The organism is Actinomycetospora sp. CA-084318 (genome assembly GCF_050955885.1).
Taxonomy (GTDB): Bacteria; Actinomycetota; Actinomycetes; order Mycobacteriales; family Pseudonocardiaceae; genus Actinomycetospora.
Genome location: NZ_CP192098.1, coordinates 1659476 through 1679347, shown reverse-complemented (window position 1 = coordinate 1679347; position 19872 = coordinate 1659476). Strand labels below are relative to the sequence as shown.

Below are 19872 nucleotides of genomic sequence, written 5' to 3'. Positions count from 1 at the left end.
CCGGATGAGTGACATCCGAGAGCGTTTCGTACGGTCGGGGGATCGACCTGACCACCCTCCCCGCCCGCCGTCGGGGAACCGGACTGCGCATCGCCGCCCACGAACTGCGCGACGCCGCCACCGCGATCCCCCGCGCCGTCGCCCTCCCCGCGGCGATCGGACTGTCGACGGCGCTCGCGACGGTCCTCGCCCTCGCCCTGCGCATCGGCCTCGTCACGCTGCCGGGTCTGGGCGGCGGGCTGATCGGCGCCGGGGACAACGGCGACGCGTTCCGCCTGTTCTGCACCGCGGGGCTCACGCCGGACACCCCGTCCCGCGTCTCGCTGTGGCGGGGCGTGGTGGTCACCCTGTTCACGTCCGGCGCCACCCCGTGCACCGCCGCGCCCTCCTCGTCGGCGTTCCTGCTGGGCCTCGTCGTCCCGTCCGGGCCCGGGATGTGGTCCCTCACCGCCTACGCGTGGCTGCTCGCCGGGCTCGCCGCGGCCGTCGTCGGGATCGGCGCGGCGACCCTGGCGACGGTGCGCCCGTGGCGGGCGGCGCTCGTCGTGATCCCGCTGGTCGGTCTGCTCGGCGTCACCTGGTGGACCCGCTTCCTCGTCTCGCTCTACGCCGAGCCGACCGCCCTGGTGGCCACCGTCGGGGTCCTCGTCGGACTGCTCGTCGTCGCCGGGACCCGGCCCGAGCACCGGTGGCAGCGCCTGGTCGCCCTCGCGCTGCTCGGGGCCGGTGGTCTCCTCGGCGCCACCGCCAAGCCCGGGTTCGTGCCGATCGGCCTGGTCGCCGCGGCCTGCGCCGCGCTGGTGGTCGTCCGGTCGCGGTCCCGACGGCGGGTGTGGCGGCTCGCCGGGCCCCTCGTCGCGGTGGCGCTGCTGGCCGGGTCCGCGTACCCGGTGAGCGCCGCGCTCGAGGGCCAGGAACGCGCCTACGCCACGGTCAACGCGCACAACCTGATCTTCACGGCGGTGATGCCGGAGGTCGGCCCGGACGTCGTCGTCCCGGCCCTGGGCCTCCCGCCCGGCGCGGCCGCCCACTCGGGCGAGGGCTACTACTGGGCCGGCGGCCTCGGCATCCCGGGCTGGGCGACGGCGGTCGGCGACCGGCCCGACGAGGCCCGCGCCACCGCCCGCACGCTGCTGCTCGAGCACCCCGGGGCGTTCGCGACGATGGTCGGGCGCGGCCTCACCGCGACCCTGCGGCCCCAGCTGACCTACCTGCCGTCGGAACCCTTCGGCACCGCACCCGAGCACTTCGAGGGACGGACGGTCTACCCGGAGGCGGGCCCGCAGACGGCCCTGCTCGTCCGCTGGCTCGACGCGATCCCGCTCGGATGGCTGCCGCTCGCCCTCGTCGTCGCCCTCCTCGCGGCCGGCGCCGCCACCGCGCTCCCCCGGGCGCGGCGCGGCGACCCGCTGGTCGTCGGGCTGGTCCGCGTCGCGGGGGCGGCGGCGCTGCTCGGGCTCGGCATCGTCACCCTCGCGGTGGCCGGCGACGGCTACTACGAGCTCTCCAAGCACGTCTGGCTGGGCTCGTACCTGTTCCTGACGGCGGGTGTCACCGGCCTGGCGGCCGCGGTCGCCGCGACGACGGCCCGCTTCCGCCGCCGCGCCTGAGCACGCGCCTCAGGACCGGGTGTAGGTCCGGGTGCCGATGATCGTCGTGCCCGCGGGCAGCTGCGCCATCCCGGGGTTCGGACCGTCGGGCCCGCCCTTGTCGATCTGGTACTGCAGCAGGGCGTTGCTGGCCCCGGCGTCGGCGAAGAACAGGTCGATGCGGTACCGCGCGGTGTCCGGGTCGAACTGGCGGCCGAGGTAGTACTGCCCGCAGTCGAAGGTCTCGTCGGCGCGGGTGACGCACGGCTTGTCCTGCGGGAAGAACCGGCCGGTGCCGAAGTCGAACGTGGTCGCCCAGAGCAGGGTCCCGTCGGGCAGCCCGTTGTAGTTTCCGCCCATCCGGAAGGTCTTCGGCACCGTCGTCGTGACGGGGTCGAGGATGGTCGCCGCCGCCGGTTCCCGCGGCCCGGACCACGTCGTCAGCGCCACCGTCGCGAGCGCCAGCCCGGCGCCGACCAGGAGCGACACCACCGCGACGAGCGCCACCGGCACCCGTCGTCGGGACGGCGCGGGAACCGGCACCGGGGCGGGCGCGACGGGCGCCGGCGCCGGGGGCTCGGGCGTGGCCTCGGCGGCCCAGGGCGGCGGGGTCGCGGTGACCGCCTCCCCGGTGCGGCGCCGGGTCTCGAGGACGTGCAGGTGCGCCCAGTAGACGCTCCAGGACTCGACCTCGTCGTCGTCCGCGCCCGCCGCCCGCAGCACCGCCCGCACGAGCGGCAGGTCGGGGAAGGTCTCCCCGCGCAGTGCCTTCGCGAGGGCCGAGCGGCTGAGCCGGACGTCGTCGGGGAAGCGCGCGAGGATCGTGTCGAGCGTCGGTTCCCCGAGCTCCGTCAGCGTCGCGCGCAGCCAGTGCGCCAGCTCCCGTCGTGGTGTGCCGTCGCGTTCCACCCGTGTGGGCCGCCGCCCCGGTTCCCCCCGTCGCGGCCCGTCCCCCTGCTCCCCCATGGGCCGTGACTATGCCCTACGGCGGGGAGAGAAATACCTGGTCGACGGGCCCTTCGTGTCGACCTTTTCCGCGGCGCTGGCGCGCGGGCCGATCTTCTCGGTATCAGTGTCACCGACGGCGCGAGGGGGGACGGGTCGTCACCCGTGGCCGGCTCCGGCCGGCCACGGGCCGCTGGGGGGAGCGGCCGGGCGCCCACGGTGCCCGGCCGTGGCCCGCCGTCACGCGGGCTGGGGCTCCGACTCCGTCTCCGACGTCGACTCCTCGGCGCGCTCCTCGAGCAGGCCCTCCTGCGCGGCCACGAGCGTCGGCACCGTGATCTGCCCGGCGACGTTCGTCGCGGTCCGCATCATGTCCATGATCGGGTCGATGCCGATGATCACGGCGATGCCGGCGGCGATCACCGCGGGCGGCATGCCGACCGCGGCCAGGGTGAGCGTCAGCATCGTGAACCAGCCGGTGGTGCCCGCCGTCGCGAGCGCCCCGAAGACGGCGACCGCGACGATGACCACGTACTGCCACGCCGCCAGCGGCACGCCGGCGAGATGGGCGATGAAGATCGTGGCGAGCGCCGGGTACACGGCGGCGCAGCCGTCCATCTTGGTGGTCGAGCCCAGCGGCACCGCGAAGCCCGCGTAGTTGCGCTCGACGCCGAGGTCGATCGCGGCCTGCCGCGAGAACGGCAGCGAGGCGCCCGAGGACCGGGAGACGAAGGCGAACTGCAGCGTCGGCCAGGTGACGCCGAAGAAGCGGCGCGGGCCGATGCCGGCGACCACGCGCAGCAGCAGCGGGTAGACCACGAACAGCACGAGCGCGCACCCGAGGTACACGGTGCCGATCAGCCCGAACAGGGAGCCGACGACGCCGGACCCGTACGTCGCGAACGCGTTCCCGATCAGGCCGAGGACGCCGATCGGGGCGAGCACGATGATGCCGCGGATGACGGTGAGGACGATCTCGAAGGCCGAGCGGGAGAACGCGACGAAGGGCTCGGCCTTCTCCCCCAGCGCGTAGGCGGCCGCGCCGACGAGCAGGGCGGCGATCACGACCTGCAGCACGTTGTTCTCGGCGAACGCGGCGATCGGGTTGGCCGGGACGAGGTCGGTGAGGAAGGCGCCCCAGGAGCCCGGCGTCTTCGCGTCGACCTTCGCGACCTCGGCCGGGTCGGCCGCGAGCGTGAGGCCCTCGCCCGGGCGGAACACGAGTCCGATCGCGAGGCCGATGAGCACGGCGATCAGCGACGTCCCGGCGAACCAGGCGACCGTGCGCCCGCCGAGCCGCGCCGCGGTGCGGCCACCGCCGAGGTCACGCAGGCTGACGATCCCGACGACGATCGCGAGGAACACCAGCGGCGCGACCGTGAACTGCAGCAGGTTCGTGAACAGGGTGCCGATGGTGTCGAGCGTCGAGGCGAGCCAGTCGGCCCCGGAGACGCGGGCGACGATCCCGAGCAGGGCGCCGAGCACGAGCCCGGCGAGGGTGAGGAGGGCGAACACGCGCGGTGCCTTCCAGGCACGCGCGGCACGGACGACGAGGGACAACGGAGGAGTTCCTTCACGGGTCGGCGGGTCGGGTCGGCGTCAGGGCCGACAGCCGCTGACCACCCGACGGTTCAGGTCGATGACCCGCCGCCGCACCAGGTACGTACCTCTCCCGCGCACGAGCAGGACAACGCGCCCGGTCCGGGTGGTGTTCCTGCTGTGTGAGCGCTATCCCAGGCCGACCGCCGTCGAGGCCGGGACCACCACGAACTGCCGCAGGACGAGGTCGGTGAAGACCACCGGGCCGCGCGGGCCGGGCACGTGGTCGACGTTGATGCCGGTCTCCGGCACGCGGCGCAGCTTGAACCCGTCGAGCAGGCGCGTGGTGGCGTTCCAGAACGCCCCGGTGCCCGCGTAGGTGTCGAGGAAGGTGCGCGCGGCCGCCTCGTCGGCGGTGACCACCGTGGCGGCGAGGCCCGAGGTCTCCCGGTTGGCGATGGCGGCGGCGTCGGCCGGGCCGGACGCGGGGGCCACCGTCACCGTCGCCTCGTGCCCGTCGTCGAGGGCCCACTCGTGCCCGAGTGCGTGCTCGTGCGGCGGCAAGGAGGCCGTCACCCCGGCGCCGGCCAGCAGCTTGACCAGGATCGGCGTCACCGTGTCCCACTGCGGGGCGTCGACCAGCAGCAGGTTCAGCCGGTTGCACACCCCGAGCCGGTCGACCGACTCCGTGACCAGCTTCGCCGCCAGCTCCGGGTCGGCCGCCCGGTCGACGTACAGGACCCCGCCGCCGTCGGCGTGGGCGAGCGTCCGGACGCCGTGCTGCGCCGCCTCCAGCCCCAGGGACCGGGTCGTCTCCCCCGAGCCGCGCAGGATCACGAGCGGGATCAGGCCCGGGCGGCGCACCAGCTCGACCGCGCACTCGCGGCTCGCGTCGCCGACCAGCGTCACCGCGTCCGCGGGCAGCCCCGCCGCTGCGAGGGCCGGCCCGACGACGTCGGCCATCAGCGCGCTCGCCGACGCCAGGGCCGCGCCGCCGGTGCGCAGCACGCCCGCGTTGCGCGACTTCACCAGCTGGGACGCCACGTCGACCACCACGTTCGGCCGGGCCTCGAAGTTCGCGCCGATCACCCCGACCGGCCGGCGCCGCTCGATGAGCCGCAGCCCGTCGGGGCGCTCCTCGACGACCGTGTCCCGCGGCGGCACCGGCACGTCGGCGAGGACGCGCAGCGACTCGGCCATCGCCGCCAGCCGCTGCTCGTCGAGACGCAGCCGGTCGAGCAGCGCGCCGGTCATCCCCGCGTCCTGCGCGGCGGCGAGGTCGGCGGTGTTCGCGACGACGAGCGTGGGCGCCTTCGACACGAGCAGCTCGGCCATCCCCCGCAGCGCCGTGGCGATCTGCGCGTCGTTCGCGGCCGCCATCGCCGGTGCGGCAGCGGCCGCCCGCTCGCCGCAGTCGGTCACGATGTCGGCGGGGGTGCTCATCGGCCCAGTATGCCGATCTCGTCGTCGCCGTTCCCCGGGCGGCGGGTCGGGTCGGCGCTCGGCCGCCTCAGGTCTGCGCGGCCGACTCCGGCACGGAACGCCCACCGACCGGCACCAGGTCGTCGGCGTGCACGACCTCCCGACGCTGCTCCGGCGCCAGGTCACCGGTCTTGCGGCCGACGAGTTCCGGCATCTCCTCGGAGTCGAACGCCACGACCCCGCGCGCGACCGTCTCGCCGCGCGGACCGACGAGGTCGACCACGTCCCCGGCCTCGAAGTCGCCGTCCGACCCGGTGATCCCCGCCGCGAGCAGGGAGCGCCGCTTCGCGGCCGGCCCGGACGTGATCGCCCGCACCGCCCCGTCGTCGAGGTGCAGCCGTCCGTGCGACCCGGCCATGTGCCGCAGCCAGAAGCGGCGCGCGGACAGGCGCGGCCCGGTGGGGGCGAACACGGTGCCGACGTCACCCGGACCGAGGGCCGCCGCGGCGTGCGCGGCACCCGCGACGAGGACCGGCACCCCGGCGCCGGAGGCGAGGTCGGCGGCCGCCAGCTTCGAGGCCATGCCCCCGGTCCCCACCGACGAGGCCCCCGGCTTGGCGACCCGCACCGCGGCGAGGTCGGCCATCCCGTGCACCTCGTCGATCATCGCCGCGCCCGGGACCCGCGGGTCGTCGTCGTAGACGCCCTCGACGTCGGAGAGCAGCACCAGTGCGTCGGCCCCGACGATGTGGGCCACGAGGGCGGCGAGCCGGTCGTTGTCGCCGAACCGGATCTCGTCGGTGGCCACGGTGTCGTTCTCGTTGACCACCGGCACCACCCCGAGGCCGAGCAGCCGCTCGAACGTCCGCTGCGCGTTCCGGTACGGCGCGCGGCGCACCACGTCGTGGCTGGTCAGCAGGACCTGGCCGACCACCCGCTCGTGCCGGGCGAAGGCGTCGGCGTAGGCCCGGGTGAGGTGGAGCTGACCGACCGAGGCGGCCGCCTGCTGGGTGGCGAGGTCCCGGGGACGGCGCGCGAGCCCGAGCGGCGACAGTCCGGCCGCGATCGCGCCGGAGGACACGAGGATCACCTGCGTCCCGGTCGCCGCCCGCTCCGCGACGGCGTCCACGAGCGCGTCGAGCCGCGAGACGTCGAGCCCGCCGGACACGCTGGTCAGCGAGGACGACCCGACCTTGACGACGAGCCGGCGCGCCTCCTGGACGGTGGTGCGCGCCGACCCGCCCGCCCCCGTCACTCCTCGTCCCACCCGGCCAGGTTCTCCCACGACACGGACTCTCCCCCGTCGGCCCACGACGCGACACCGAGATCGGCGTCGTCCCGGTGCCGGCGGCGCTCCGACCGGGCGGCCTTGCGCTCGGCGGCCGAGGACCGCTCGACCCGCCCGACGTTGTCCAGGCGCGCGTCGGTGCCGCGGTTGCCCGACTGGATCGGGCCGCCGAGCGCGGCCACGCCGGCCGGGGTGGAGGGCTCCCAGTCGAAGGTGTGCACCCCGATGGTGACCATGTCGCCCGCCGAGGCGCCGGCCTCCGCGAGCGCCTCCTCCACACCGAGCTTGGCGAGCCGATCGGCGAGGTAGCCGACGGCCTCGTCGTTGGCGAAGTCGGTCTGGCGCACCCAGCGCTCGGGCTTCTCGCCGCGGACCAGCCACGCCGGCCCCTCGGCGGGATCCACGGAGGTGTCGGCGACGACGGTGAACCCGGCGTCGTCGACCGCCTTCGGGCGCAGCACCACGCGCGGCGGCACCGTGACGAGCGCGGTGCGGCGCGCCTCCTCCACCGCCCCCGCCATCAGGAAGGTCAGCTCGCGGAGGCCGGTGTGCGCGGCGGTCGAGATCTCGACGACGGGCCAGCCGAACGCCTCGACGTCGGGCCGCACGAGCTCGGCGAGATCGGCCGCGTCGGGCACGTCCATCTTGTTCAGCGCGACGATCCGCGGCCGCTCCGAGAGGTCGGTGCCCAGCGCCGGGGTGTACGCCGCCAGCTCGGCCTCGAGCGCGCGGATGTCGGACACCGGGTCGCGGTCGGTCTCGAAGGTCGCGCAGTCGACGACGTGCACGAGCACCGAGCACCGCTCGATGTGCCGGAGGAAGTCCAGGCCGAGGCCCTTGCCGCCGGACGCGCCCGGGATGAGGCCGGGGACGTCGGCGACGGTGAAGGTCGTGTCGCCGGCGCTGACCACACCGAGGTGGGGCGTCAGCGTGGTGAACGGGTAGTCGGCGATCTTCGGCCGGGCCGCGGAGAGCGCGGAGACCAGCGACGACTTGCCTGCGCTCGGGAACCCCAGCAGCCCGACGTCGGCCATGGACCGCAGCTCGAGCACCAGGTCGCGGGTGTCGCCCGGCTCGCCGAGCAGCGCGAATCCGGGCGCCTTGCGGGTGGGGCCGGCGAGGGCGGCGTTGCCGAGCCCGCCGCGGCCGCCCGCGACGGCCACGAAGCGCATGCCAGGGACGTTCAGGTCGCCCAGCACCTCGCCCTCGGGGGACATCACGACGGTGCCCTCGGGCACGGCGAGTTCGACGTCCTCGGCGTTCGCGCCGTTGCGGAAGGCGCCCATGCCGGGGCGGCCGTTGCCGGCGACGGCGTGCGGACGGTGGTGGAAGTCCAGGAGGGTGTGCACGCCCGGGTCCGCGACCAGCACGACGTCGCCGCCGCGCCCGCCGTTCCCCCCGTCCGGGCCGCCGAGCGGGACGAACTTCTCGCGGCGGATCGAGGCGCACCCGTGTCCGCCGGAACCGGCGGTCACGTGGAGCGTCACGCGGTCGACGAAACGAGCCATGATGCCTTCCTGGGACAGACGAAGGGGCGGACCCGATCCGGGCCCGCCCCTCGTCTGGAGTGCTGCTGGTGGAGGCTCAGGCCTCGACCGGCACGATGTTGACGTTCTTGCGGCCGCCCTTGTGGCCGAACTGCACGGCGCCCGCGACCAGCGCGAACAGCGTGTCGTCCCCGCCGCGGCCGACGCCGACGCCCGGGTGGAAGTGCGTGCCGCGCTGGCGGACGAGGATCTCGCCGGCCTTGACGACCTGACCGCCGAAGCGCTTGACCCCGAGCCGCTGGGCGTTGGAGTCGCGACCGTTGCGGGAGCTGGATGCACCCTTCTTGTGAGCCATGTGTTCCGCTCCCCTACTTCGAGATGCCGGTGATCTCGACCTGGCTGTAGCGCTGGCGGTGGCCGACGCGCCGCTTGTAGCCGGTCTTGTTCTTGTACTTCATGATCCTGATCTTCGGACCCTTGACCTCACCGCGGACGGTGCCGGTGATCGACACCTTCGCCAGGTCGTCGGCCGAGGACAGGACGGTCGAGCCGTCGACGACGAGCACGGGCTGCAGGTCGACCGAGTCGCCGTCCAGCAGCTCCACGTCGAGGACGTCGCCGACCGCGACCTTGTACTGCTTGCCGCCGGTCTTCACGATCGCGTACATCTCGGACGCAGGCTCCTGTCGTACTGGACGTTCTGTCTGGGTCGGGAGGCCCGCCCACCGGGCGCCTCACCGTGTGCCGACGTGGTCCACCCCGGCACTGCTCGCTCCACGATACCCGCCCGGTCCGGCTCCCCCGAGGTCGGGGTCGCCGGACCGGCGCGGGGTGGTCAGTTCCCGCCGACCGCCACGGGCGGGCCCGCGGGACGGGACGCGGCCCGTCGCCGCTGCCGCTTCGGGGCGGGCTCCGCGTTCCCGACGACGGGTGCCTCGCCGTCCTCGTCCGCCTCGTCGGTCTCGATCGACGCCACGGACACGGTGGAGGCGGACGTGTCCGCCTCCGTCGCCGCCGGGCGCGGCGGGGCCATCGCCCCGATCCGCCCGGTGATGAACGGCTCCTCGGGCTGGTCGGGCTCCTCCGACACCGGCGCGGCGGCCACGACGGGCTCGGCCGCCCCGGCGGACGCGGCGGGAGCCGGCTCCGGGGTGCCGGTCGACTCCTGCGCCAGGTCGGTCTCGAGCGCGACCTCCGGCTCCTCGGCCACGGCCTCGTCGTCGTCCTCGGCCCGGTCGTCGCCCGTGGACGCGTCCTGGGCGACCTCGGGGGTCTTGACGACCTCGCCGGTCGACTCCTCGGCCAGGTCGGCCTCGAGGGCCACCTCGGACTCGTCCGCGTCCTCCACCTCCGGGACGGCGACGGCCGTCGCCGGCGCCTCCTCGACGGTGCCGGTGGACTCCTCGGCGAGCTCGGCCTCGAGCTCCACCTCGGGCTCCTCCGCGCCGTCCGCCGCGGACGAGCGGCGGGCCGCCACGTCGGCGGGGCTGGGCACGGGGCCGTCGTGGCCGTTCGCGCTCGCCACGACGGTGCTCGGCGAGCCGCCGTCGGAGGAGGCGCCGCGGCGTCCGCGGCCCCGGCGGCGACCCGAGCCGGACGACCCGTTGGACCCGGCGGACCCGGTCGAGGTCTCGGTCGCCGGCGCGGGGGACGCGGCCTTCGCCTCGTGGGTGTGGCCGCCGCCGCTCACGCCGGTGACCGGCTCGGTCTGCACGATCACGCCGCGGCCCTTGCAGTGCTCGCAGACCGTGGAGAACTCGTCGAGCAGGCCCTGCCCGACGCGCTTGCGGGTCATCTGCACCAGGCCGAGCGAGGTGACCTCGGCGACCTGGTGGCGGGTGCGGTCGCGGCCCAGGCACTCGGTGAGCCGGCGCAGGACCAGATCGCGGTTCGACTCCAGGACCATGTCGATGAAGTCGATGACGATCATGCCGCCGATGTCGCGCAGCCGCAGCTGGCGCACGACCTCCTCGGCGGCCTCGAGGTTGTTCCGGGTGACCGTCTCCTCGAGGTTGCCCCCGGAGCCGGTGAACTTGCCGGTGTTGACGTCGACCACGGTCATGGCCTCGGTGCGGTCGATCACCAGCGTGCCGCCCGAGGGCAGCCAGACCTTGCGGTCGAGGGCCTTCATCAGCTGCTCGTCGATCCGGTAGGCGCTGAAGACGTCCTCGGGCCCGATGTGGCGCGAGAGCCGCGGCACGAGCTCCGGGGCGACGTGCGAGATGTAGCCCTCGAGGGTCTCCCAGGCCTGCTCGCCCGAGATCACCAGCGAGGAGAAGTCCTCGTTGAACATGTCGCGCACGACCCGGATCAGCAGGTCGGGCTCCTCGTGCACGAGGGAGGGCGCCTTGGGCTTGCTCTTGCCCTTGCCTTCTGCGGCGTCCTTGCCGGTCTTCTCGATGACCTCCCACTGCGCCGCCAGACGACGCACGTCGGCCTCGAGCTCGGCCTCCTCGATGCCCTCCGCGGCCGTGCGGATGATGACCCCGGCCTCGTCGGGAACGATCCGCTTGAGGATCTCCTTGAGCCGCTTGCGCTCCGGCTCGGGCAGCTTGCGGCTGATGCCGGTGGCGCCGCCGCCGGGCACGTAGACGAGGAAGCGGCCGGGCAGGCTGATCTGCGTCGTGAGGCGCGCGCCCTTGTGCCCGACCGGGTCCTTGGTCACCTGGACCAGCACCGCGTCGCCGGAGGACAGGGCGTGCTCGATCTTGCGCTGCTTGCCGTCGAGCCCGGCGGCGTCCCAGTTGACCTCGCCGGCGTAGAGCACCGCGTTGCGCCCGCGGCCGATGTCGACGAACGCCGCCTCCATCGAGGGCAGCACGTTCTGCACGCGGCCGAGGTAGACGTTGCCGACCATCGAGTTCTGGCCGCTGCCCGCGACGAAGTGCTCGACCAGCACGCCGTCCTCGAGGACCCCGATCTGGTTCCGGTCGGCCTGCTGGCGGACGACCATGGTCCGCTCGACGGCCTCGCGCCGGGCGAGGAACTCGGACTCGGAGAGGATCGACGGGCGACGACGCCCGGCCTCGCGGCCGTCCCGACGACGCTGCCGCTTCGCCTCGAGGCGGGTCGAGCCCTTGACGCCCTTGACCTCGTCGTCGCTGGAGCGCTTCGGCTCCTTCTCGGCCTTCTCCGCCTTCTCCCGGACGTGGGTGACGGTGTTCGGCGGGTCGTCGTTCGACGACGCGGCGTCCGACGGGTCGTCCGACCCACGACGGCGGCGCCGACGGCGGCGGCGCGAGGAGCCCGACTCGGAGGAGCCGTCGTCGGACGACGCGTCGCCCTGGTCCTCGGTGTCGTCGGAGTCCTGGTCGTCGGTGTCCTCGCCCTCCTCGGAGTCCTCGGACTCGTCGCCGGCGTCGTCGTCGCCGTTCGCCTCGTCGCCGCCCCGCCCGCGACCACGGCCGCGGCGGCCACGACGACGACGGCGGCGGCCGGACTCGTCGTCGGACTCGGAGTCGGTGCCGTCGGCGGCCGGGCCGGACCCGGTGGAGGTGTCCTCGTCGGCAGGCTCGTCAGCGGCGTCGGCCGACTCGCCCTGCCCCGGCGTCACCACGCCTGCGGAGCGGCTGCCGCGGCGCCGGCGGCGGCCGCCACCGGACTCGGCCTCGTCGCCGTCGCCGCCGCCCCGGGCGGGCGTGGCCGCGTCGGGCGCGAGGAAGAGGGCGGCCGGCGCGGCCGGCGCGGCGTTGATCGCGCCGGTGACCCGCGGCTCGGCGTCCGCCGCCGGGTCGTCGAGGGTCAGGTTCGCCGGGATGTCGGGGAGCGTCTCCGGCACGACCGTGGCCTCGGAGGCCTCGACGGCGTCCGCCACGGCCTCGGCGGGCGGCGGCTCGCTGGGGAAGAAGTACTCCACCACCTGCGAGACGGTCGCGCGGTCGACGCTGGACTGGGCGCTGCGCGCGGCGACCTCGAGCCGGGCGAGCAGCGCGAGCACCTCACGGCTGGACGAGCCGACGAGCCGGGCGAGGGCGTGCACCCGCAGCTTGTCGGGGAGCGCGGCGAGCGCCGCCTCGTCGGGACGACCCGGACTGCCCGTCGCGGGGTCGGCGGGCAGTGATGACGCCTCGGGGTGTGCGTCGTTCTCGGACATGCAACTCCTTCGGCCCCCGGGCGCGACCTCGCGGTCGCGGCCACACGAGGGCATCGCGTGGTCTCGCCTGCCGGCGGCCACCCGACGGGCGGGCGACCTCCTGGAATCTCCGGGACGTGCCGCGCGGGACGGGGTCAGCGACCGATCGGGTCGCGGTCCGCCTCGAGCGGGTCGAGCAGCGCTCCGTCGTCGTCGAGCCGGCCCTGCGCCGTCCTCGTCGATCTGACGGGGACGGGCGGCTCCAGCCCGGCGACGATACGCAGCGCGTTCACCACGTCGTCGGGTCGCACGGCCGGCGTGGTGTGCCGTACGACCGCCGACAGTGTCCCACACACCGCCGACGGCGCATGCGTTCGGCGGTAGGTGATCGCCGACGGGCGTGTCGGCCGCGTGTCGTCCGCTGTCGGTTCATCGTTCGGGTGACGCTCGTCGTGCGTCTCGGTGACGTCGTCGACGGCACCCCGCGGCGATCCCGCCGGCGGGTCCTCGACGAGCACCGACACGAGCGCCGAACGCACGTCCAGGGTCCGCGGGCCGTTCTTGGTCATCCGCTCGACCTCGACGACGTCGGAGTCCAGCAGCGCCGCCACGGCGTCCCGCAGGTCGGCCGGGTCCACCCCGGGCAGCTCGATCCGCCAGGACGAGCCGTCGATCCGGTCGGCGAGGGCGCCCGGGCCGGACCGCACGACGTCCAGGACGACGAGGCCCTCCGGCAGCACCGCCCCGACCTCGCGGGCGACCGCGGACGGGTCCAGGTCGGCGGTCAGCCCGATCTCGACGAACTCGGCCTCGCTCGCCGCGCCGGTCGGCGAGGCACCGATCCAGGACAGCCGCGGGTGCGGGCTGAACCCCTGGGAGAGCGAGACCGGCACGCCCGCCCGGCGCAGCGCCCACTCCATCGCCCGGGCGACGTCGCGGTGGGAGCTGAACCGCGCACGGCCGCGCTTCGCGAACCGCATCCGCACCTTGGCCACCGTCGGCGCGGACGGGTGCGCGGCCTCGCCCTTGTAGCTCACGGGGACAACCGCGGGTTGTGCACCGGGGTCGAGGTGCGCGTCTCCACCGGCGTCAGCGGCAGCATCCGGCCGGGGGCCATCTCGCCCGGCATCGGGCCGATCTGGATCTCGGTGCCCATCTGCGGGCAGACGCCGCAGTCGAAGCACGGCGTCCAGCGGCAGTCGTCCTGCTCCCGGGAGTCCAGGGCGTCCTGCCAGTCGTCCCACAGCCAGCCGCGGTCGAGCCCGGAGTCGAGGTGGTCCCAGGGCAGGACCTCGTGCTGGTCGCGCTCGCGGGTGGTGAACCAGAACAGGTCCACGCCCTGCGGGGGCAGCTGCTCGGCGGCGGCGGTCTCCCAGCGCTGATAAGAGAAGTACTCGCTCCAGCCGTCGAAGTGCCCGCCGTCGCGCCAGACCGCCTCGATCACCCGGCCGACCCGGCGGTCGCCCCGCGAGAGCAGTCCCTCGATCAGTGAGGGCTGGCCGTCGTGGTAGCGCAGGCCGACGTTGCGGCCCAGCGAGCGGTCGGAGTTGATCGCCTCGCGGAGCTTGCGCAGCCGGTCGTCGACGACCTCGGGCGCGGTCTGCGCCGCCCACTGGAACGGGGTGTGCGGCTTGGGGACGAAGGCGCCGATCGACACCGTCGCCCGGACGTCCCCGCGCCCGGCCGCCTTGCGCCCGGTGCGGACGACCTCGTGGGCCATGGCCGCGATCTGCAGCACGTCCTCGTCGGTCTCGGTGGGCAGACCGCACATGAAGTACAGCTTCACCTGGCGCCAGCCGTGCTCGTAGGCGGTCGCCACGGTGGCGATGAGCTCCTCCTCGGAGACCATCTTGTTGATCACCCGGCGCAGCCGCTCCGAGCCGCCCTCGGGCGCGAACGTCAGCCCCGAGCGCCGCCCGGAGCGGGTCAGCTCCTCGGCCAGGTCGACGTTGAAGGCGTCCACCCGGGTCGAGGGCAGCGAGAGGCCCGTGCCGGTGCCCTCGTAGCGGTCGGCGAGACCCTTCGCGATCTCGCCGATCTCCGAGTGGTCGGCGCTGGACAGCGACAGCAGGCCCACCTCGGAGTAGCCCGACGCGGCGAGCCCGGACTCGACCATCTCCGAGACGCCCTGCTTGGACCGCTCCCGCACCGGCCGCGTGATCATCCCGGCCTGGCAGAAGCGGCAGCCCCGCGTGCAGCCGCGGAAGATCTCCACGCTCATCCGCTCGTGGACGGTCTCCGCCATCGGGACCAGCGGCTTCTTCGGGTAGGGCCAGTCGTCGAGGTCGCTCGTGGTGCGCTTGTGGACCCGCTCCGGCGCCGCGGGCGAGGTCGGGCGCACGGCCGCGATCGACCCGTCGTCGTGGTAGTCGACGGCGTAGAGCGCGGGGACGTAGACCCCCGGGACCCCGGCGAGCCGCTCCAGCGTCTCGTGGCGCGACAGACCCTCCGCCTTCGCCGCCTTCACGACGTCGGTGATGTCCCCGACGACCTCCTCGCCGTCGCCGAGCGCGACGAGGTCGACGAAGTCGGCGATCGGCTCCGGGTTGAAGGCGGCGTGACCACCCGCGAGCACGAGCGGGTGCTCGACCGTCCGGTCGGCGGCATGCAGCGGCACGCCCGCGAGATCGAGGATCTCGAGCAGGTTCGTGTAGCCGAGCTCGGTGGCGAACGAGACGCCGAGGACGTCGAACGCCGCGACCGGGCGGTGGGCGTCCACGGTGAACTGCGGGACGTCGTGCTCGCGCATCAGCGCCGCGAGGTCCGGCCACACCGCGTACGTGCGCTCGGCCAGGGCGTCCGGGCGCTCGTTGAGGACCTCGTAGAGGATCATGAGGCCCTGGTTCGGGAGGCCGACCTCGTAGGCGTCCGGGTAGCAGAGCGCCCAGTGGACCTCGGCGTCCTCCCACGGCGTCACCGTCGCGTTGCGCTCACCGCCGACGTACTGCACGGGCTTGCGCACCCGGGGCAGCAGCGGCTCGAGCCGGTCGTACACCGACTCCGGCGCGGTCGACAGATCGAGGGACATGGTTCTCCAGGGTAAACGTGACCGCGAACCGTCCTGCGCGCGCGGGCGAACGATCTCCCGTGACCGGCACCGAGCGCTTCGTCCGCTCCGGCGACCTGCGGATCTGCACGACGACGACGGGCTCGCCCGACGATCCCGCCGTCCTGCTGGTCATGGGGCTCGGGTTGAGCTACGACTGGTGGCGCGAGGACTTCTGCGACGCGCTCGCCGCCCGCGGCCGGTACGTCGTGCGGTTCGACAACCGCGACGTCGGCCGCTCCACCCACGTCACCGGGGCCGGCATCTCGCCCTGGGGCTTCCTGACGAGGCGCGCGCGCCCGGTCTACTCGCTGGGCGACATGGCGGACGACGCCGCGGCCGTCATCGACGCGTACGGGGGCTCCGCGCACGTGGTGGGCGCCTCGCTCGGGGCGATGGTCGCCCAGGAGGTCGCGATCCGGCACCCGGACCGGACGCTGTCGCTGACGTCGATCATGGGGCGTCCCGGCGACGGCCGGACCGGGAAGGTCTCGTGGCGCCGGGTCCCGGACTTCCTGCGCCCGCCCGCCGCCGACCCCGTCGAGGACATGGTCCGCACGTTCCGGCGGATCGGCTCGGCGTCGCGGACCGCGCAGGACGACGAGGACGTGCGCGTGACGATGCGTCGCGCCGCGGGCCGCGAGGCCACGGTCGCCCACGACGGGCAGGGCGGCGGACGCCAGCTCGCCGCCTGTGTCGGCGAGCGGGACCGCACCGCCGACCTGCGCGGCCTGCGGATGCCCGCCCTCGTCGTCCACGGGGCGGCCGACACCGTCATCCGTCCCGACGGCGGCCGGGCCACCGCCGCCGCCATCCCCGGCGCCGAGCTGCTCGAGCTGCCGGGGATGGGTCACGACCTCGCGCGGGCCTCGTGGCCCGCCGTCATCGACGGAATCTGCTCGCTCAGCCGAACCAGAGCTTGATCTCGCGCTCGGCCGACTCCGGCGAGTCCGAGCCGTGCACGATGTTCGAGCCGGTCTCCAGCGCCAGGTCGCCGCGCAGCGAGCCGGGCGTGGCCTTCTCCACCGGGTCGGTGCCGCCCGCGATCTGCCGGAACGCGGCGATCGCGCGCGGGCCCTCGACCACCATCGCGGCGACGGGGCCGGAGGTGATGAACTCGATGAGCTCCCCGAAGAAGGGGCGCTCGGCGTGCTCGGCGTAGTGCTGCTCGGCCACCGACCGCTCGACGTTGCGCAGCTCCAGCGACGCCAGCCGCAGGCCCTTGCGCTCGATGCGCGAGATGACCTCACCGACCAGTCCGCGCTGCACGCCGTCCGGCTTCACCAGCACCAGGGTGCGCTCGTCGGACACGGCGCTCCTCTCTGTTCACTCTCGACAGTCCGCGACGAGCCTACTGAGACCGCCGTCGCACGTTCCGTCCGGCTCCGGCGGGGGCGGGAGCCGCAGCGGCCGCGGCATCCCGAGGCGTGGTTCCGGGTCCCACCGCTCGTACGCGCGCGAGACCCAGCGGGCCACGTCGTCGGCAGGGACGCGGGCGCCGGGCCTGATCACCTCCCACCCGAGCGCCCGCGCCCGGGCCCATCCCTCCCGGTCCCCGCCCAGTCCGACGCGGGCCTCGGGCCAGGCCAGGGCGAGACGGGCGACGAGGACGCCCTCCCCGTCGAGCAGGCACTGCTCGACCGCCGGGACGGGCACGCCGCGCGCCAGCAGCCGCACCCGCCGTCGGGACGCCTCCCCGTCCGGGCTCCGCGGATCGACCCATGCGAGCACCGGGCTCACGGCGCGGGCCGCGCGATCGCCGGGATGTGCGGCGGCGAGGGCGCGGACGTCGTCGGGAACGAGGCCGGTGCAGCGCGCGAGCGCATCGAGCGCGACGACCGCGTCACCGCGCGGGAGCCACCGCGCGAGGTCGTAGGCAGTGCGCGTGGGGGTGGACGAGCGGATGCCGCCGCGGTGCTCGGCGACCTCCTCCGGAGGCAGATCGAGACGGTGCAGACGCACGCCCGGGCAGGACCTTCGGCCGTCGGCGCCCACGGCGAGATCGACGGTGACGTCGAGCGGGTCGTCCTCGGCGCCCCACAGCGCTGCGGCCGCCGTTCCCAGAACCACCGCACCGGGGTGGAGGAGCACCGCTCCGGCCGCGCGCACGCTCAGGGTGACGACGGCGCCGCGGTCGACGGATACGCCTCGGAAGAGCGGGGTGAAGCGACCGTCGACGACGTGGTGCCGGGTGAGCGCGCCGGAGTCGATGAGATCGGAGTGGCGGAAGGGCTGCGAGGTGTCCACGTGGGCTCGGACTCCCCCGCGGACGGAACGGTTCCCCCGGATTCAGGGCGCTAGGCAGTTGATCATGTCGAGCGCGACATCGAGGACGTCGCGCTCGACATGATCATCTGCCTAGCGGATCGGGCAGGGGGTCCTCGCGGGCGAGCAGCTCGACCTCGTCGAGATCGACGTCCTCGACCTCGATCGCGGTCCGCCGGGCGCGGCGGACCTCACGCGTCTTGTCCCGCGAGCGCTGGGCGCGACGGGCGCGGTTGTCGGACCCCATCGGCCCACCCTGACAGCTCAGCGCGGGGCGAACCAGGCCTCCTGCCGACGGATCACCTCGCGGCGCATCCACAGCATCAGGCCCCAGACCAGGCAGAAGATCAGCCCGAGCACGCCGAGTGAGGGCGAGAGCACCCAGCCGAGGAGCATGAGGACCTGCAGGCCGACCGCGAACGCCAGGCCCCACGGCCGCAGGATCACCACGCATCCGACGATCATCCCGAGGGTCAGCACGATCACCAGGACGAGCTTCGGCGCGGTGATGCCGCCCTCGACGTAGTTCATCACCGGCAGCACCAGCGGTACCGCGATGGCCTCGAGGACCAGGCACGCCGACGCCGGACCGCGGAAGGCGCGGCGGGGGTCCGGCGGGCGCAGGTCCTCGGTCCCCTCCGGGGCGGTCATGCGGGCTCCCTCCCGAGCAGTGTGCGGGCCTCGCCGGCCGCGACCACGGAGCCGATGACGAGCACGCCGCCCCCGGCGGTCGCCCCGTCGTCGGAGGTCTCCTCGGACATCGAGATCGCCGTCTCGAGCGCCGCGTCCATCCGGGTCTCGACGACGACCCGCTCGGACCCGAAGCGGGCGACCGCGAGCGCGCCGAGCCGGTCGGGGTCCATCGCGCGCGGCGAGGACATCCCGGTGACGACGACCTCGTCGAGGATGGGCTCGAGGGCGGCGAGGATCCCCTCGGCGTCCTTGTCCCCCATGATCGCGACGACGCCGACGAGGCGCCGGAAGGAGAACTCCTCCTTCACGGCGGCGGCCGCGGCGGCCGCGCCGTGCGGGTTGTGGGCCGCGTCCACGACCACCGTGGGCGCGGAGCGCAGTCGCTCGAGACGCCCCGGGACGCGGACGGCGGCGAACGCGTCGCGCACCGCCTCGAGGTCCAGTCGGCGCGAGGACCCGGCGCCGAAGAAGGCCTCGACGGCGGCGAGCGCGAGAGCGGCGTTGCCGGCCTGGTGCTCACCGAACAGCGGCAGGTAGATGTCGTCGTACTCGCCGCCGAGGCCCTGCAGCCGCAGCTGCTGGCCGCCGACGGCGACGGAGCGCTCCAGCACACCGAACTCGATGCCCGACCGCGCGACCTCGGCGTCGACCGCCACGGCCCTCTCGAGCAGCGCCTGGGCGACCTCGGGCGTCTGCTGCGCGAGCAGCGCCACCGAGCCCGGCTTGATGATGCCCGCCTTCTCGCGGGCGATCCCGAGGATGTCCGACCCGAGGTAGTCCTGGTGGTCGAGCCCGATCGGGGTGATCGCGGCGACCGCCGCGTCGGCGACGTTCGTGGCGTCCCACGACCCGCCGAGGCCGGTCTCGATGACGCCGACGTCGACCGGCGCGTCGGCGAAGGCCGCGAACGCCATCGCGGTGAGCACCTCGAACTTCGAGCAGTGCACCCCGTCGACGCCGTCCCGCGCCCGGTCGACCACCCCGACGTACGGCGCGATCTCCTGCCAGGTCTCGACGTAGCGCCGGGCCGAGATCGGGCGTCCGTCGAGGGCGATCCGCTCGGTGACCCGCTGCAGGTGCGGGCTGGTGTAGCGCCCGGTCCGTGGACCGATGCGCGTCAGCAGCGCGTCGATCATGCGGGTCACGGACGACTTGCCGTTCGTGCCGGCGATGTGGATCACCGGGTACGAGCGCTGCGGCTCCCCGAGGACGTCGCAGAGCGCCCGGATCCGGTCGAGCGAGGGCTCGATCCGCGTCTCCGGCCAGCGCTGGTCGAGCTGGGCCTCGACCTCGCGCAGCGCGGCGAGGTCCTCGGCGGTGTCGTGCTCGGCGGCGGGCACGGCGTCCGGGTCGGGCCCGGTGCGGACCATCGCGTCCGCCAGGGCGCCGCCCCCCGCCGTCGTGTCACCGCCCGCGGCGGCGAGGAGCTGCGCGATCTCGTCCGGGTCGGTGTCGCCCGCGGCGTCCGTGTCGTCACTGCCGAAGGTGTGGGGCTCGTAGCGCATCGAACCCGATCCTACGACCCG

The 19872-nt window shown here is 74.6% G+C and carries 17 protein-coding genes; 2 read left to right on the top strand and 15 right to left on the bottom strand.

Features of this window, described 5'->3' with window-relative positions:
- The first annotated feature begins 8 nt into the window (after positions 1–8).
- Positions 9–1610, top strand: coding sequence for a hypothetical protein (locus tag ACQPYX_RS08235; RefSeq protein ID WP_433802402.1), 1602 nt, complete (start codon positions 9–11; stop codon positions 1608–1610).
- Between the two features lie 9 nt (positions 1611–1619).
- Here ACQPYX_RS08235 and ACQPYX_RS08230 read toward each other — a convergent pair whose 3' ends face one another.
- The 10 genes from ACQPYX_RS08230 to ACQPYX_RS08185 all read right to left on the bottom strand — a co-directional run bounded on the left by ACQPYX_RS08230 (position 1620) and on the right by ACQPYX_RS08185 (position 15370).
- Positions 1620–2555, bottom strand: coding sequence for a hypothetical protein (locus tag ACQPYX_RS08230; protein ID WP_433802401.1), 936 nt, complete (start codon positions 2553–2555; stop codon positions 1620–1622).
- 219 nt (positions 2556–2774) lie between these two features.
- On the bottom strand, positions 2775–4049 hold the full coding sequence (locus tag ACQPYX_RS08225) for a dicarboxylate/amino acid:cation symporter (protein WP_433802400.1): 1275 nt from the start codon (positions 4047–4049) through the stop codon (positions 2775–2777).
- A gap of 213 nt (positions 4050–4262) precedes the next feature.
- Positions 4263–5516, bottom strand: a complete 1254-nt coding sequence (locus ACQPYX_RS08220; RefSeq protein WP_433802399.1) for an aldehyde dehydrogenase family protein — start codon at positions 5514–5516, stop codon at positions 4263–4265.
- A 67-nt stretch (positions 5517–5583) separates the two neighbouring features.
- A complete protein-coding gene (gene proB / locus ACQPYX_RS08215) occupies positions 5584–6762 on the bottom strand; it encodes a glutamate 5-kinase (RefSeq protein ID WP_433802398.1) in 1179 nt (392 codons plus the stop codon).
- On the bottom strand, positions 6747–8291 hold the full coding sequence (gene obgE / locus ACQPYX_RS08210; protein WP_433802397.1) for a GTPase ObgE: 1545 nt from the start codon (positions 8289–8291) through the stop codon (positions 6747–6749). Before obgE ends, proB begins: the two co-directional genes overlap by 16 nt.
- A gap of 76 nt (positions 8292–8367) precedes the next feature.
- Positions 8368–8625, bottom strand: a complete 258-nt coding sequence (gene rpmA, locus ACQPYX_RS08205; protein WP_433802396.1) for a 50S ribosomal protein L27 — start codon at positions 8623–8625, stop codon at positions 8368–8370.
- A 13-nt stretch (positions 8626–8638) separates the two neighbouring features.
- The gene (gene rplU / locus ACQPYX_RS08200; RefSeq protein WP_433802395.1) at positions 8639–8938 is read right to left on the bottom strand and encodes a 50S ribosomal protein L21; all 300 of its coding nucleotides are present in this window, start codon (positions 8936–8938) and stop codon (positions 8639–8641) included.
- A 167-nt stretch (positions 8939–9105) separates the two neighbouring features.
- On the bottom strand, positions 9106–12363 hold the full coding sequence (locus ACQPYX_RS08195) for an Rne/Rng family ribonuclease (RefSeq protein WP_433802394.1): 3258 nt from the start codon (positions 12361–12363) through the stop codon (positions 9106–9108).
- A 134-nt stretch (positions 12364–12497) separates the two neighbouring features.
- Positions 12498–13379: a TIGR03936 family radical SAM-associated protein gene (locus tag ACQPYX_RS08190; protein ID WP_433802393.1), complete on the bottom strand. Its 882-nt coding sequence runs from the start codon at positions 13377–13379 to the stop codon at positions 12498–12500.
- Positions 13376–15370, bottom strand: coding sequence for a TIGR03960 family B12-binding radical SAM protein (locus ACQPYX_RS08185; RefSeq protein ID WP_433802392.1), 1995 nt, complete (start codon positions 15368–15370; stop codon positions 13376–13378). The genes ACQPYX_RS08190 and ACQPYX_RS08185 overlap by 4 nt, the downstream gene beginning before the upstream one ends.
- 59 nt (positions 15371–15429) lie before the next feature.
- Here ACQPYX_RS08185 and ACQPYX_RS08180 point away from each other — a divergent pair, with 59 nt between their 5' ends.
- Positions 15430–16311: an alpha/beta fold hydrolase gene (locus ACQPYX_RS08180; RefSeq protein ID WP_433802391.1), complete on the top strand. Its 882-nt coding sequence runs from the start codon at positions 15430–15432 to the stop codon at positions 16309–16311.
- On the opposite strand, the gene ndk is transcribed toward ACQPYX_RS08180, so the two are convergent.
- From ndk to folC, 5 genes are all read right to left on the bottom strand, one after another.
- Entirely contained in the window at positions 16292–16699 is a 408-nt protein-coding gene (gene ndk, locus ACQPYX_RS08175; protein ID WP_433802390.1) for a nucleoside-diphosphate kinase, read from the bottom strand. The genes ACQPYX_RS08180 and ndk overlap by 20 nt on opposite strands.
- Before the next feature lie 15 nt (positions 16700–16714).
- Positions 16715–17635, bottom strand: coding sequence for a hypothetical protein (locus ACQPYX_RS08170; protein WP_433802389.1), 921 nt, complete (start codon positions 17633–17635; stop codon positions 16715–16717).
- 103 nt (positions 17636–17738) lie between these two features.
- On the bottom strand, positions 17739–17900 hold the full coding sequence (locus tag ACQPYX_RS08165) for a hypothetical protein (RefSeq protein WP_433802388.1): 162 nt from the start codon (positions 17898–17900) through the stop codon (positions 17739–17741).
- Between the two features lie 17 nt (positions 17901–17917).
- Complete coding sequence (locus tag ACQPYX_RS08160) at positions 17918–18304, bottom strand: DUF4233 domain-containing protein (RefSeq protein ID WP_433802387.1); 387 nt, start codon at positions 18302–18304, stop codon at positions 17918–17920.
- A complete protein-coding gene (folC, locus tag ACQPYX_RS08155; RefSeq protein WP_433802386.1) occupies positions 18301–19851 on the bottom strand; it encodes a bifunctional tetrahydrofolate synthase/dihydrofolate synthase in 1551 nt (516 codons plus the stop codon). Before folC ends, ACQPYX_RS08160 begins: the two co-directional genes overlap by 4 nt.
- Between the last annotated feature and the right edge of the window lie 21 nt (positions 19852–19872).

What these genes read in the sequence shown, in the direction of transcription:
- rpmA (WP_433802396.1), bottom strand. Translation starts at nt 8,625, where the DNA reads ATGGCTCACAAGAAGGGTGCATCCAGCTCCCGCAACGGTCGCGACTCC.
- ACQPYX_RS08230 (WP_433802401.1), bottom strand. Translation starts at nt 2,555, where the DNA reads ATGGGGGAGCAGGGGGACGGGCCGCGACGGGGGGAACCGGGGCGGCGG.
- ACQPYX_RS08165 (WP_433802388.1), bottom strand. Translation starts at nt 17,900, where the DNA reads ATGGGGTCCGACAACCGCGCCCGTCGCGCCCAGCGCTCGCGGGACAAG.
- ACQPYX_RS08220 (WP_433802399.1), bottom strand. Translation starts at nt 5,516, where the DNA reads ATGAGCACCCCCGCCGACATCGTGACCGACTGCGGCGAGCGGGCGGCC.
- ACQPYX_RS08160 (WP_433802387.1), bottom strand. Translation starts at nt 18,304, where the DNA reads ATGACCGCCCCGGAGGGGACCGAGGACCTGCGCCCGCCGGACCCCCGC.
- ACQPYX_RS08185 (WP_433802392.1), bottom strand. Translation starts at nt 15,370, where the DNA reads ATGTCCCTCGATCTGTCGACCGCGCCGGAGTCGGTGTACGACCGGCTC.
- rplU (WP_433802395.1), bottom strand. Translation starts at nt 8,938, where the DNA reads ATGTACGCGATCGTGAAGACCGGCGGCAAGCAGTACAAGGTCGCGGTC.
- obgE (WP_433802397.1), bottom strand. Translation starts at nt 8,291, where the DNA reads ATGGCTCGTTTCGTCGACCGCGTGACGCTCCACGTGACCGCCGGTTCC.
- ACQPYX_RS08195 (WP_433802394.1), bottom strand. Translation starts at nt 12,363, where the DNA reads ATGTCCGAGAACGACGCACACCCCGAGGCGTCATCACTGCCCGCCGAC.
- folC (WP_433802386.1), bottom strand. Translation starts at nt 19,851, where the DNA reads ATGCGCTACGAGCCCCACACCTTCGGCAGTGACGACACGGACGCCGCG.